Genomic DNA, 14,274 nt, shown 5'->3' with positions numbered 1-14,274 from the left:
CCAACGATCCCAACCTTCTCACTCAAAGTGGCTGCATTGTACGCTGTGAATCGGCTGGGATCTACCTGTGGATAATGTGGGTATGCAATTTGACGGGTTACGGCACGATGGTGCGCATAATGGGGTTCTGCAGCGAGATCAGCGTTTCGGTGGACTGGATCTCGTCGATGGTCTGGATCTTGTTGATAAGTACCTGTTGCAACGCGTCGATCGAGCGGCACATCACTTTAATAAAGACGCTGTAATGGCCGGTGGTGTAATAGGCTTCCACCACTTCCTCCAGGCTTTCCAGCTTCTTCAGTGCCGAAGGGTAGTCCTTGGCGCTCTTTAATATGATGCCGATAAAGCAGCACACGTCGTAGCCCAGCTGTTTGGGACTGACGTCGATACGCGCGCCGGTGATGATCCCGGCCTGTTTCATCTTCTCCACCCGCACGTGAATGGTGCCGGGGCTGACGGCGAAGTTTTTCGCCAGTTCGGCGTACGGTGTGCGCGCATTGTCCATCAGGGCGTTGAGGATGCCGCGATCGAGATTATCGATCTGATAAATTTCCGCCATTTAATCCCCCATTAATTAACGATTGTTGAATTCAGTCCGGGTAAAAATGAACGATTAAAAGTGAAAAGGCAATATTGATTAACGGATATTGAATTGGCGTATCGTTTTGTTGCTTAATCGATGGCAACAGAGACAGGTTTACAAGAGATACGGCAATGAAAAAACAGTTTATCCAAAAACAACAACAAATCAGCCAGGTCAAATCCTTCTTCTCCCGCCAGCTGGAACAGCAGCTCGGTCTGATCGAAGTGCAGGCCCCGATCCTTAGCCGCCTGGGCGACGGCACGCAGGATAACCTCTCCGGCAGCGAGAAAGCGGTGCAGGTCAAAGTCAAAACTTTGCCGGACGCCACCTTCGAAGTGGTGCACTCACTGGCGAAATGGAAACGCAAAACCCTGGGCAGCTACGATTTCGGTGCCGGCGAAGGCCTGTATACCCATATGAAGGCGCTGCGCCCGGATGAAGACCGCCTGACGCCAATCCACTCGGTGTACGTCGATCAGTGGGACTGGGAGCGGGTGATGGGCGACGGTGAGCGCGGTCTGGACTATCTGAAAAGTACCGTGCGCAGCATTTACGCCGCGATCAAGGCGACGGAAGCGGAAGTCAGCCGTGAGCATGGCCTGACCCCGTTCCTGCCGGAACAGATCCACTTCGTGCACAGCGAAACCCTGCTGCAGCGCTATCCGGATCTGGACGCCAAAGGGCGTGAGCGGGCGATCGCCAAAGAATTGGGCGCGGTGTTCCTGATCGGCATCGGCGGCAAGCTGTCGCACGGCAAATCGCACGATGTGCGTGCGCCGGATTATGATGACTGGACCACGCCGACGGCGGATGGCCTGGCGGGCCTGAATGGCGATATCGTGGTGTGGAACCCGGTGCTGCAGGACGCTTTCGAGCTTTCTTCCATGGGCATCCGCGTCGACGCCGCGGCGCTGAAACATCAGCTGGCGCTGACTGGCGATGAAGATCGCATGAAGCTGGAATGGCATCAGTCGTTGCTGCGCGGCGATATGCCGCAGACCATCGGCGGCGGCATCGGTCAGTCGCGTTTGGTGATGTTGCTGTTGCAGCTGTCGCATATCGGCCAGGTGCAGTGCGGCGTGTGGTCACCGGAAGTGCGCGGCGCGGTTGAAGGCCTGCTCTGATTCTGCCTAGCGCCGCCAGCGGCGCATCAACCGGCTTTTCAACCCGGTATCGAAGCGCCAGATGTGATCGAAGATGCGCATGATGCCGGGTTTGCCGTAGGCGGACATCGCCACCGCGTGGAAACGCTGCTGGTGGCTTTGCTGCTGCTGTTTCACCTTCTTTATTACCTCCTCCGGCAACCGCTGGGCGATAAAATCAGAAATGATCACCGCATCGGCATCGAACCAGCCGCTCTCCGCCATTTTGGTGACGGTGGCGTTCAGGCAGGCCGCCAGATCGGTGCCGCCGCGAAACTGCTGGCCGAGAAAACGCACCGCCTGCTCAATGCCGCTGGCGGCGGTGAGTTCGTAATGTACGATCTGGTTGGCGAACAGCATGATGTAGCAGCGGCGGTTGTCCGCCAGCGCAATGCGCAGCAGCGCCAGACAGAACGCCTTGGCGCACTGTTCGTTGAAGCCGCCCATCGATCCTGAGGTGTCCACGCAGACGATAAACGGCCCGCGCGGCTGCTGATCCTGCTGCTGGTGGGTGACCTGACGGATCAGGATCTGTTCCTGCCAGACGTCGCCCTGCAGGCGGTAGCTCAGCAGTCGCTTTTCCAGCAGGCGGCGATAAAACTCGAATTCCAGCTCTTCAATCCCCAGCGTCGCCAGCTCCGGCGGCAGCAGGCGCAGAATGTCGTCGCTTTGATGAATGCCGCTCACTTCTTCCGGCAGCGTGGCCGGCACCTGCACCATAACCCTGAACGGCTCCGGCTGCGCGTCCTGTTGCTGCACCGCTTTGGCCTGATAGCTGCGGCCCAGCTGTTGCGCCAGCTTTTTCAGCTCCGGCTGCTGCTGCAAAAAGTTGCCGTACTCCACCAGCCGCTGGTAATCGCCGCGCTGCAGCTGGCCTTTGCTCATGTCCCACAGCCTGCCGGCGGCGGTGTCGTTTTCCGACAGCAGCGGTTCCAGCGCGCCGCTCAGCGCCAGGCGTTCCTGCAGTTCCGCCATCAACTGCTCGCGCTCTTGTTCCAGCAGCTGGTGGTGCAGCATGGTGGCCTGCAGCGTCAGGCTGATGCGCCAGCGCTGCAGAAACAGCGTTTGAAAACTGTCGTCCAACGGATGATTGGGCAGATCGGCGGCGTCCACCAGCGCGCGCGCCTGTTCATAAAACGGGGAAACCAGCTGGCGCAGCAGCTCCATCGTGTCGTTGAGGTTGTGATAGAACTGGGTATTGTTCTCCAGCTGGCACTGTTGGTAGCGGTAAAATTCCTGCGCCAACGCCGGCGGCACCATGGCCTCCTGCAAACGCTCCTTTAGCTGCAGCTTCCAGCGCGGCAGATCGCGATCCAGCGCCCGCCGTAGGGCCGGAAACTTTTTAAAGAATACCGACAGCTGCGGCGCGGCCAGCATGCCGACGATCATCTCCTCGATCATCTCGCCTTCGGTGATCGCCAGCAGCAGATCGAGCGTCTCCAGACTGAGCATGGTTACTGGCCGCGCATTTGCTGCTGTTGCTGTTTAACCTGTTCCGCGACCTGCAGCAAACTGGCTTCGATCTTGGCCAGACCGGCGGCGGACGTGAACAGGCAGGGCTGATGTTGGCTGAAGGCGCGGCGCTGTTCCGCAAGGCGCTGGGCCAATGCGTCCATTTCATCCAGCAGCGCCTGCGGCGTAGCGGTAGCCTGTTTGCCCGGCAGCGCCAGCAGCGACGGCTGACGGCTGACGTCCAACACCGTGAGGTGCAGTTGATCGTCCACTTCCAGGTCGATCGGCTGCGCAAAGCCGATGCCGTTCAGCTTGGCGCGCACGTCGCCGCCTTTTTGCAGCCAGTTGTCCAGCGCGCTGCTTTCGATGCTCAGATGATTGACCTGAATGTCATGCAGCTGCAGCGGTTTTTGCAGCAGCAGGGTAAGGGTGCCGCCGGCGAACGGCGTGGCCGGCGCGTATTGCGGTTTGCGGCTGAACATCCCGCCTTTTTTCACCAGGCTGATGGCCTGTCGGTCGCTTTGTTGCTGCTGGTCCTGCATCCAGCGGGTATGGATCTGTTGCAGTTGGATCAACATCGACTGCTGCTGATAGGCCGATTCGGTCAGCAGTTGATCGATCTGCTGTTGCAGCAGCTTCAGCGAGGTGAGATCGTGCCACAGGCAGTCTTTCAACAGCATCAGATCGAGCGGGGCGATGGCGTCGCGCCCGCTGAAGAAGGCGCAGGCCTGCAGCAGGCGCAGGGCTTTCTTCCAGCGCCGATCGGAGACGTACGGCGCCTGTTCCAGCGCGTCCAGCCGCTGGCGCAGTTGGAAAATCAGCTCAAAGCAGGCTTCCGGCAGCGCCACCTTATCGATCTGCGGCTGCCACTGCAGAAACTCTTCGTCGCTGACGCTCAGCGCCGCCGGCACCGGGTTTTGGCTTTCGCTCTGGCGGTTGACCAGCAGCGAGCGGAAATTCTGTTTATCCTGCACCTTGTCCAGCCACAGGCGAATCAGCATGCGGTCATACAGGGCTTCGAGGCTGTTGTCCGCTTCGGGCAGTTCGTTGGAAGCGGTGACCAGCAGGCGCAGCGGGATCGGTTCTTCGCTGTTGCCGTTGCGAAAACGCCGTTCATTGATCGCCGTCAGCAGGGTGTTGAGGATCGCCGGGCCGGCCTTCCAGATCTCGTCCAGAAACACGATCTCCGCTTCTGGCAGATAGCCGGCGGTCAGGCGTTGATAGCGCCCTTCATCTTTCAGCGCCTGAATCGAGAGCGGGCCGAAGACCTCTTCCGGCGTGGAAAAGCGCGTCATCAGGTATTCAAAAGAGCGAGCGTTGCGGAAGGCAAACTTCAGCCGGCGCGCGATCAGGCTCTTGGCGATGCCGGGCGGGCCGAGCAAGAATACGCTTTCGCCGCTCAGCGCCGCCAGCAGGCACAGGCGGATCGCCTCTTGCCGCTCATAAAGGCCGCTCTCCAGCGCGCTGCTGAGGCGGGAAATTCGTTCTGCCAGAAGGGATGATGGCGTCATATAATCGTCGTATTGTCCGAGAGTTAGCCAATCTTGGTCGATAATTCGATGATAAACCACCATTATTTTTAATGGTATAGCTTATTGATTAGTAAAAATTTTCTCAGTTGAGTCGGATATCCGGTTCACATTTTGTTTATTTTTCGGCTCTGATATAAGGGTAGGCAAGCCGTATAAATGGTGCATACTGTGCGGCTTTCTGGTGGGCGTGACGGATCTTTGAGCCCGTATTTTGCCTGATGCGGATGCATCGCTAACGGATGTTCTGATAAAGAAACGAATTATGAGCGCAGAGCATAAGCAGTCCCTATCGGCGGTAACCCTGGCTGCCATCGGCGTGGTCTACGGTGATATCGGCACCAGTCCTCTCTATACGTTGAGAGAGTGTTTCTCCGGCCATTACGGCTTCGATGTTCGTCCAGACGTGGTTTTCGGCTTCCTGTCGCTGATTTTCTGGATGCTGATCGTGATCGTTTCCCTCAAATATCTCACCTACGTGATGCGGGCGGACAACGCCGGCGAAGGCGGCATTTTGACGCTGATGTCGCTGGCCGGGCGCAATACCTCGGCGCGCACCACCGCAGTGCTGGTGATACTGGGCCTGATTGGCGGCAGCTTCTTCTATGGCGAGGTGGTGATCACCCCGGCGATCTCGGTGATGTCGGCGATAGAGGGGTTGGAAATCGCCGCGCCTGCGCTCGACGCCTATATCGTGCCGCTCTCGATTCTGGTGCTGACCCTGCTGTTCGTTATCCAAAAACACGGCACCGGCAGCGTCGGCAAGCTGTTCGCCCCGGTAATGCTGTTGTGGTTCATCGTGTTGGCGGTGCTGGGCGCGCGCAGCATCATTTCGAACCCGGAAGTGCTGCAGGCGCTGAATCCCAAATGGGCGCTCAACTTCTTTATGGAATATAAGAAGGTGTCGTTCTTCGCGCTGGGGGCGGTGGTGCTGTCGATCACCGGCGTTGAGGCGCTGTATGCCGACATGGGGCACTTCGGCAAGTTCCCGATCCGCCTGGCTTGGTTCACCGTGGTGCTGCCTTCGCTGGTGCTCAACTACTTCGGCCAGGGGGCGTTGCTGCTGAAAAACCCTGAAGCGATCAAAAACCCATTCTTCCTGCTGGCGCCCGACTGGGCGCTGATCCCGCTGCTGATTCTGGCAACCCTGGCAACGGTCATCGCCTCGCAGGCGGTGATTTCCGGCGTCTTCTCGCTGACTCGCCAGGCGGTGCGCCTGGGGTATTTGTCGCCGATGCGCATCATTCACACCTCGGAAATGGAATCCGGCCAGATCTACATTCCGGTGATCAACTGGACGCTGTATATCTCCGTGGTGCTGGTGATCATCGGCTTCGAACACTCCAGCAACCTGGCGGCGGCGTACGGCATCGCCGTCACCGGCACCATGGTGCTGACCAGCATACTGGTCACTTCGGTGGCGATTAATAACTGGCACTGGAACCGCTTCCTGGCGATCGGCATCGTAACCATCTTGCTGATCATCGACGTGCCGATGTTCTCCGCCAACGCCCTGAAGCTGTTCTCCGGCGGCTGGCTGCCGCTGACCCTGGCGCTGGTGATGTTCATCATTATGACCACCTGGAAGAGCGAGCGTTTCCGCCTGTTGCGCCGTCTGCATGAGCACGGCAACTCGCTGGAGGCGATGATTGCCTCGCTGGAGAAATCGCCGCCGGTACGGGTGCCGGGCACCGCGGTCTTCTTGTCGCGCGCCACCAATGTCATTCCTTTTGCGCTGTTGCATAACCTGAAACACAATAAGGTGCTGCATGAGCGCGTGGTGCTGCTGACGCTGCGCACCGAGGATGCGCCTTACGTGCACAACGTGCGCCGGGTGACCATCGAGCAGCTGTCGCCGACCTTCTGGCGGGTGGTGGCCAGCTACGGCTGGCGCGAAACGCCGAACGTGGAGGAAGTGTTCCACCGCTGCGGGCTGGAAGGGTTGCCGTGCCGCATGTCGGAGACGTCGTTCTTCATGTCCCATGAATCGCTGATCCTCACCAAGCGGCCATGGTACCTCTACCTGCGCGGCAAACTGTTCGTTGCTCTGAGCCGCAATGCGCTGCGCGCGCCGGATCAGTTCGAAATCCCGCCGAACCGGGTCATCGAGCTCGGCACGCAGGTCGAGATCTAACCCGCCTGACAGGGGCTCAGCTAGGCTGAGCCCCTTTTGTTTGCGCTTTCTCCGTGCGCGAACGAAACGTTTCGATGACGATCACACTTCTGCATTGTCCGGGTTGCCTTCCCCTGCCGTTTTTTTACACTCCTCCAGAGAGCGAAACGTTTCGCTAGCGGAGTGAGAAGATGAAAAAAGGCGTATTACTGAATTCCGACGTGTCTGCCGTGATTGCCCGGTTGGGGCATACCGATCAGCTCACCTTGTGCGATGCGGGTTTGCCGATACCGGCGGTGACGCAGCGCATCGATCTGGCGCTGACGCAGGGCGTGCCGACCTTCATGCAGGTGTTCGCGGCGGTCACGCAAGAGATGCAGGTAGAAAGCGCCATCCTGGCGGAAGAAATCGTGAAACAAAATCCGTCGCTCCACGAGGCATTGTTGGCTGAACTGACCGCACTGGGCCAACGCCAGGGCAATACCATCGGCGTGCGTTATATCAGCCATCAGGCGTTTAAAGCGCAAACCGAGCACAGCCGGGCGGTGATCCGCAGCGGGGAGTGTTCGCCTTACGCGAACGTGATCCTGTGCGCCGGCGTAACTTTCTGAGGCGTTTATGCAACCTTTACTGCAACTGAAAGGGATTGATAAAGCCTTTCCCGGCGTGAAGGCGCTTTCCGGCGCCGCTCTCAGCGTTTATCCCGGCAAGGTGATGGCGCTGGTGGGGGAAAACGGCGCCGGGAAGTCCACCATGATGAAAGTGCTGACCGGCATCTATCAGAAAGACGCCGGCAGTCAGTATTTTCTCGGTAAAGAGGTGGCGTTCAACGGGCCTAAAGATTCGCAGGAAGCGGGCATCGGCATTATCCATCAGGAGCTGAACCTGATCCCGCAGCTGACGATTGCGGAAAACATCTTCCTCGGCCGCGAGTTCGTCAACCGTTTCGGCCGCATTGACTGGAAGCGCATGTACGCCGAGGCCGATCGCTTGCTGGCGCGCCTCAACCTGCGCTACAGCAGCCACCGGCTGGTGGGCGAGCTGTCGATTGGCGATCAGCAGATGGTGGAGATTGCCAAGGTACTGAGCTTCGAATCGAAAGTGATCATCATGGACGAACCGACCGATGCGCTGACCGACACCGAAACCGCCTCGCTGTTCAAGGTGATCAACGAGCTGAAGGCCGAAGGGCGCGGCATCGTCTATATCTCGCACCGTCTGAAAGAGATCTTTGAAATCTGCGACGACGTGACGGTATTTCGCGACGGGCAGTTCATCGCCGAGCGGCCGGTGAGCGAGCTGCAGGAAGATTCGCTGATTGAGATGATGGTCGGTCGCAAGCTGGAAGAACAATACCCGCGCCTTGATTTACCGCGCGGGGAAAAGCGGCTGGAAGTCAGTCATCTTTCCGGACCCGGCGTTGAAGACGTCAGCTTTACGCTGTATCGCGGTGAGATCCTCGGCGTGGCCGGCTTGATGGGCGCCGGGCGCACCGAATTGATGAAGATTCTGTACGGCGCCGCGCCGCGCAAGGCCGGCACCGTCAACCTCGACGGCCGCGAGGTAGTCACCCATTCGCCGCAGGATGGATTGGCGAACGGCATCGTCTATATCTCGGAAGACCGTAAGCGCGACGGCCTGGTGCTGGGCATGTCGGTAAAGGAAAACATGTCTCTGACCGCGCTGCGCTACTTCAGCCGCGCTGACGGCAGCCTGAAACAGGCCGACGAGCGGCAGGCGGTGGGGGACTTCATCCGCCTGTTCAATATCAAAACGCCGTCGATGGAGCAGCCGATAGGTCTGCTTTCCGGCGGTAATCAGCAGAAAGTGGCGATCGCCCGCGGCCTGATGACCCGGCCGAAGGTGCTGATCCTCGATGAGCCGACGCGCGGCGTCGATGTCGGGGCGAAAAAAGAGATCTATCAGTTAATCAACCAGTTCAAGCAGGAAGGGCTGAGCATCATTCTGGTGTCTTCGGAAATGCCGGAGGTGATGGGCATGAGCGATCGCATTCTGGTGATGCACGAAGGGCATCTCAGCGGCGAGTTCCCGATTGAACAGGCCACCCAGGAAGCGTTGATGGCGGCAGCCGTCGGCAAGCAATACGGCGTAAAGCAGGAGTAATCAGATATGAGTTCCCAGACTATCGCAGCTAAGCGCTGGTTCAGTAAAGAATGGCTGTTAGAGCAGAAGTCGTTGATTGCGCTGCTGGTGCTGATCGCCGTGGTCTCTTCCATGAGCCCGAATTTCTTCACCCTGAACAACCTGTTCAATATTCTGCAGCAGACCTCGGTCAACGCCATCATGGCGGTGGGGATGACGCTGGTGATCCTCACTTCCGGCATCGATCTGTCGGTGGGATCGCTGCTGGCCCTGACCGGCGCGGTGGCGGCGTCGATCGTCGGCTTTGAAGTCAACGCGCTGGTGGCGGTGGCGGCGGCCTTGGCGCTGGGCGCCGCGATTGGCGCCTGCACCGGGGTGATCGTCGCCAAAGGCAAGGTGCAAGCCTTTATCGCTACGCTGGTGATGATGCTGCTGCTGCGCGGCGTCACCATGGTGTACACCAACGGCAGCCCGATCAATACCGGTTTCACCGACGTGGCCGACACCTTTGGTTGGTTCGGCATCGGCCGTCCGCTGGGCGTGCCTACGCCGATCTGGATCATGGCGATCGTGTTCATCGCCGCCTGGTATATGCTGCACCATACGCGCCTGGGCCGCTATATTTATGCCCTGGGCGGCAATGAAGCGGCGACACGCCTGTCCGGTATCAGCGTCGATAAAGTGAAAATTATCGTCTATTCGCTGTGCGGCCTGCTGGCGGCGTTGGCGGGGGTGATCGAAGTGGCGCGCCTCTCGTCGGCGCAGCCGACCGCCGGCACCGGCTATGAGCTGGACGCCATCGCCGCCGTGGTGCTGGGCGGCACCAGCCTGGCTGGCGGCAAGGGACGCATCGTCGGCACGCTGATCGGGGCGCTGATCCTCGGTTTTCTGAACAACGGCCTGAATTTACTGGGTGTTTCTTCCTACTACCAAATGATCGTGAAGGCAGTGGTGATACTGCTGGCGGTTCTGGTAGATAACAAAAGCAACAAGTAACCTCCCCCTACAGGAATCACGATGATGAAAATGAAAAAACTGGCAACCTTAGCTTCCGCCATCGCGTTGAGCGCCACCCTGAGCGCCAATGCCATGGCCAAAGACACCATCGCGCTGGTGGTGTCCACCCTCAACAACCCGTTCTTCGTCTCGATGAAGGATGGGGCGCAGCAAGAGGCCAACAAGCTGGGTTATAACCTGGTGGTGCTGGATTCCCAAAACAACCCGGCGAAAGAGCTGGCCAACGTGCAGGATCTGATGGTGCGGGCGCCCAAGCTGCTGTTGATCAACCCGACTGACTCCGATGCGGTGGGCAACGCCATCAAGATGGCCAACCAGGCTAAGATCCCGGTCATCACGCTGGACCGCGTGGCGAGCAAGGGTGACGTGGTGAGCCATATCGCTTCGGATAACCGCGTGGGCGGCAAAATGGCCGGCGACTTCATCGCCAAGAAAGCGGGCGCCGACGCCAAGGTGATTCAGCTGGAAGGCATTGCCGGCACCTCCGCCGCGCGGGAACGCGGCGAAGGCTTTAAACAGTCGCTGGATCAGAATAAATTCAAGCTGCTGGCCAGCCAGCCGGCCGATTTCGACCGCACCAAGGGCCTGAACGTGATGCAGAACCTGCTGACCGCTCACCCGGATGTGCAGGCGGTATTTGCCCAGAACGATGAAATGGCGCTGGGCGCGCTGCGTGCGCTGCAAACCGCCGGTAAAACCGACGTGATCGTGGTAGGCTTCGACGGCACCGCCGACGGCGTGAAAGCGGTTGAAGGCGGCAAGCTGGCGGCGACCGTGGCGCAGCGTCCCGATCAGATCGGCGTGATAGGCGTGGAAACCGCCGATAAAGTGCTGAAAGGCGAAAAAGTGCCGGCGACCATTCCGGTCGATTTGAAACTGGTCACTCAGTAAGTCATACCAGCGCCATCGGGACGGGGCGTTTACGATGGCGCGCAATTCAGGAATCAATGCGATGGAAACAGGTAAGCTGGTGGTTCTTGGCAGCATCAATGCCGACCATATCCTCAATATTGAACAGTTCCCCCACCCGGGCGAAACGGTGATCGGGAAACAGTATAAGGTGGCGTTTGGTGGCAAGGGCGCGAATCAGGCGGTGGCGGCCGGGCGCAGTGGGGCGGAGATCGCCTTTATCGCCTGCGTGGGCGCCGACGATATCGGCGAACGTGTCCGCCGGCAGCTGGCGAGCGATCGCATTGATACCCAACCGATTGAAGCCATCGCCGACAGCACCACCGGCGTGGCGCTGATCTTCGTCAACGCCGAAGGCGAGAACGTGATCGGCATCAATGCCGGCGCCAACGCCGCGGTGACGCCGGATTACCTGGCGCGCTACCAACAAAAAGTGATCGACGCCGATGCCCTGCTGATGCAGCTCGAGTCGCCGCTGGAGACGGTGATCGCCGCCGCCCGCCTGGCGAAGCAACATCAAACGCAGGTGATCCTCAACCCGGCCCCGGCGCGTGAGCTACCTGACGAGCTGCTGGGCATGATCGATATGATCACCCCGAATGAAACCGAAGCCCAGCGCCTGACCGGCATCGCCGTGGACAACGACGCGGATGCGGCGCGTGCGGCGCAGGCGCTGCACGACAAGGGCATCGCGACGGTGATCATCACCCTCGGTAGCCGCGGCGTGTGGCTGAGCGAAAACGGCAACGGCAAACTGGTGCCCGGCTTCAAGGTGCAAGCGGTGGATACCATCGCCGCCGGCGATACCTTTAACGGTGCGCTGGTGACTGCCCTGTTGGAAGGCAAAGTCATGGCCGACGCGGTGCGTTTCGCCCATGCGGCGGCGGCGATCGCCGTGACCCGCCCCGGCGCGCAGCCTTCGGTGCCGTGGCGTGAAGAGATCGACGCCTTCTTGCAGCAGCAGGGGTGATCCTTTGGCCACCATGAAAGATGTCGCCCGCCTGGCGGGCGTTTCAACCTCTACCGTTTCGCATGTGGTCAACAACAATCGCTTTGTCAGCGACAGCGTGCGCGACAAGGTCATGGCGGCCGTGGAACAGCTGAACTATGCGCCTTCCGCGCTGGCGCGCAGCCTGAAGCTCAATCAGACGCGCACCATCGGCATGCTGGTGACCGCCAGCAACAACCCGTTTTATGCCGAAGTGGTGCGCGGCGTGGAGCGCAGCTGTTATGAACGCGGCTACAGTTTAATCCTGTGCAATACCGAAGAAGACGCCGCGCGCATGAACCGCAGCATGGAGACGCTGCTGCAAAAGCGCGTCGACGGTTTGCTGCTGATGTGCACCGAAAACCACCGACCATCGCAAGATGCTCTGAGCCGTTACCCGTCACTGCCGATCGTGATGATGGACTGGGCGCCGTTCGAGGGCGCCAACGACATTATTCAGGATAACTCGCTGCTGGGCGGTGAGATGGCGACCGATCATCTGATCGCCCGCGGCTACCGCAAGATTGCCTGCATCGCCGGCCCGCAGGATAAAACCACCGCTCGCCACCGGCTGGAAGGCTACCGCAACGCGATGCGTCGCGCTGGATTGCCGGTTCCGCCAGGGTATGAAGTGCATTGCGACTTTGAGTTTGAGGGCGGGGTGAACGCCATGCGCCAACTGCTGGCGCTGGATGAGCCGCCGCATGCGGTGTTTGCCGGCAACGACGCGGTGGCGGTAGGCGTTTATCAGGCGCTGTATCAGGCCGGGCTTTCCGTGCCGCAGGATATGGCGGTGATGGGCTACGATGACATTGAGTTGGCCCGTTATCTGGCGCCGCCGCTGAGCACCATTCATCAGCCGAAGGATTCGCTGGGCGAGCTGGCGATCGATGCGCTGATCAACCGCCTGCAAAACCCGGAGCGTGCTCCCCAGGTGCTGGTGCTGACGCCCGAGCTGGTGGAACGCGCCTCGGTGGGCCACCGTTAACTGGCCGCCTTCGCTTCTTTCTTGCTTTCCTGGCCGCTGATCAAGTTGCGGCCATCTTTCCTTCTCAGCAACATAAATACCAGCGCCGACGCCACGGTGACGATCCCCATGGTGATAAAGGTGTAATGGAAGTGGTCGATCATCGTGCCTAACGACAGGGATTCGTAAAAACGCAGCACCGCCGCGCTGATCGCTACGCCGAAACTGATGGACAGCTGTTGGGTGACCGCCAGGACGCTGTTGCCGGCGCTGGCGTTGGCGTCGTTCAAATCCGCCAGGCTGATGGTATTCATGGCGGTGAACTGGGTGGACATCGCCATGCCCAGTACGAACAGCGGCAGGATCATCAGCCACAGCGGCATGCCTGGGCTCTGCAGGGCGAACTGCGCGATCAGCGCTCCGATGATAACGGTGATGCCGACCAGCGTTTTACGGTAGCCGAACCAGCGCAACACCTGAGTGACGGTGGATTTCGCCATCAGCGAGCCGATGGCGGTCGGTGCCATCATGCAGCCGGCGACGATCGCCGTGTAGCCAAATCCCACCTGCAGCATGAGCGGCATTAAAAATGGCACGCAGCCGGTGCCCAACCTGGACGCGACGTTGCCGGCGATGCCGACCGAGAAGGTGCGGGTTTTGAACAGGTCGAGGCCGATCAGCGGCTGAGGATGACGGCGGGCGTGCGCGATGTAGCCGAACAGCATCACGAAGCCGCTGAGCAGAATGCCCAGCGAAACGTAGCTCGCCAGCACCCGCTCGCCAAACAGCTCCAGCCCGGTGGAGATCAGCACCAGGCTCAGGCCGAACAGCATAAAACCCAGAAAATCGAAGCGGCGCTTGGGCGTGGTGAAGTCCGGCATGTATTTGCGCGCATAGAAGATGCCGAGCAGGCCGATAGGGATATTGATCAGGAAAATCCAATGCCAGGTGGCGTAGGTCACCAGCCAGCCGCCCAGCAGCGGCCCCAGAATCGGCCCGACCAGGCCGGGCATGGTGACGAAGTTCAGCACCGGCAGCAGTTCGCTGCGCGGGTAGGCGCGCAGCAGCGCCAGTCGCGCGACCGGCATCATCATCGCGCCGCCGATGCCCTGCAGCACGCGAGAGGCAACCAGCACGCTCAACGTGGGGGAGAGGGCGCACAACAGCGAACCGAGGGTGAATAACGTGACGGCGAAGATGAACACGCGGCGGGTGCCGAAGCGGTCCGCCAGCCAACCGCTGACTGGGATCAGCATCGCCACCGTCAGCGTATAGCTGATGACGGCAGATTGCATCGCCAGCGGCGAGTGCCCGAGGCTGTGGGCGATCGCCGGCAGCGCCGTGTTGAGGATGGTGGCGTCCAGCGCCTGCATAAAGAACGCCATTGCGGCGATCCACGGGAGTCCTGCCATACTGCGCGCGGATTGGGTCATGGTCGGTCCTGGTTAAATGGTCGTCTCTCCCTCATCTC

Annotated in this window: 12 protein-coding genes; 8 read left to right on the top strand and 4 right to left on the bottom strand. The window is 59.9% G+C overall.

What is annotated here, in order from left to right; all coding sequences use genetic code 11:
• Window positions 1-97: 97 nt before the first annotated feature.
• Complete coding sequence (gene asnC, locus EDY99_RS21245) at window positions 98-559, bottom strand: transcriptional regulator AsnC (RefSeq protein WP_004933786.1); 462 nt, start codon at window positions 557-559, stop codon at window positions 98-100.
• 155 nt (window positions 560-714) lie between these two features.
• On the opposite strand from asnC, the gene asnA reads away from it, so the two are divergent.
• Window positions 715-1,707, top strand: coding sequence for an aspartate--ammonia ligase (gene asnA / locus EDY99_RS21240; protein WP_033645159.1), 993 nt, complete (start codon window positions 715-717; stop codon window positions 1,705-1,707).
• Between the two features lie 6 nt (window positions 1,708-1,713).
• Here asnA and viaA read toward each other — a convergent pair whose 3' ends face one another.
• A complete protein-coding gene (viaA, locus tag EDY99_RS21235) occupies window positions 1,714-3,177 on the bottom strand; it encodes an ATPase RavA stimulator ViaA (RefSeq protein ID WP_004933781.1) in 1,464 nt (487 codons plus the stop codon).
• 2 nt (window positions 3,178-3,179) lie between these two features.
• On the bottom strand, window positions 3,180-4,688 hold the full coding sequence (ravA, locus tag EDY99_RS21230; protein WP_089197564.1) for an ATPase RavA: 1,509 nt from the start codon (window positions 4,686-4,688) through the stop codon (window positions 3,180-3,182).
• 283 nt (window positions 4,689-4,971) lie between these two features.
• On the opposite strand from ravA, the gene kup reads away from it, so the two are divergent.
• The 7 genes from kup to rbsR all read left to right on the top strand — a co-directional run bounded on the left by kup (window position 4,972) and on the right by rbsR (window position 12,824).
• Window positions 4,972-6,840, top strand: coding sequence for a low affinity potassium transporter Kup (gene kup / locus EDY99_RS21225; protein WP_015379467.1), 1,869 nt, complete (start codon window positions 4,972-4,974; stop codon window positions 6,838-6,840).
• Window positions 6,841-7,010: 170 nt separating this feature from the next.
• A complete protein-coding gene (gene rbsD / locus EDY99_RS21220) occupies window positions 7,011-7,430 on the top strand; it encodes a D-ribose pyranase (protein ID WP_033652331.1) in 420 nt (139 codons plus the stop codon).
• A gap of 7 nt (window positions 7,431-7,437) precedes the next feature.
• Window positions 7,438-8,943 carry a ribose ABC transporter ATP-binding protein RbsA gene (gene rbsA / locus EDY99_RS21215; protein WP_033652332.1) on the top strand — a complete coding sequence of 502 codons (1,506 nt, stop codon included), beginning with the start codon at window positions 7,438-7,440 and terminating at the stop codon, window positions 8,941-8,943.
• 6 nt (window positions 8,944-8,949) lie between these two features.
• Window positions 8,950-9,918 (top strand): ribose ABC transporter permease, encoded by a 969-nt coding sequence (gene rbsC, locus EDY99_RS21210; protein WP_033652333.1) that lies wholly within the window; start codon window positions 8,950-8,952, stop codon window positions 9,916-9,918.
• A gap of 24 nt (window positions 9,919-9,942) precedes the next feature.
• Window positions 9,943-10,830 carry a ribose ABC transporter substrate-binding protein RbsB gene (rbsB, locus tag EDY99_RS21205; protein ID WP_025304729.1) on the top strand — a complete coding sequence of 296 codons (888 nt, stop codon included), beginning with the start codon at window positions 9,943-9,945 and terminating at the stop codon, window positions 10,828-10,830.
• A 61-nt stretch (window positions 10,831-10,891) separates the two neighbouring features.
• Window positions 10,892-11,818, top strand: coding sequence for a ribokinase (gene rbsK / locus EDY99_RS21200; RefSeq protein WP_123062050.1), 927 nt, complete (start codon window positions 10,892-10,894; stop codon window positions 11,816-11,818).
• Between the two features lie 4 nt (window positions 11,819-11,822).
• Entirely contained in the window at window positions 11,823-12,824 is a 1,002-nt protein-coding gene (gene rbsR / locus EDY99_RS21195) for a ribose operon transcriptional repressor RbsR (RefSeq protein ID WP_049299632.1), read from the top strand.
• Here the strand turns inward: rbsR and mdtD are convergent.
• The gene (mdtD, locus tag EDY99_RS21190; RefSeq protein WP_033645165.1) at window positions 12,821-14,236 is read right to left on the bottom strand and encodes a multidrug transporter subunit MdtD; all 1,416 of its coding nucleotides are present in this window, start codon (window positions 14,234-14,236) and stop codon (window positions 12,821-12,823) included. The two genes, rbsR and mdtD, sit on opposite strands and share 4 nt — an antisense overlap.
• Between the last annotated feature and the right edge of the window lie 38 nt (window positions 14,237-14,274).

Origin of the sequence: Serratia sp. LS-1 (genome assembly GCF_003719595.1) — a bacterium.
Lineage (GTDB): Bacteria > Pseudomonadota > Gammaproteobacteria > Enterobacterales > Enterobacteriaceae > Serratia > Serratia ureilytica.
The sequence above is the reverse complement of the archived record's forward strand: the minus strand, read 5'-3'. Positions and strand labels throughout refer to the sequence as shown.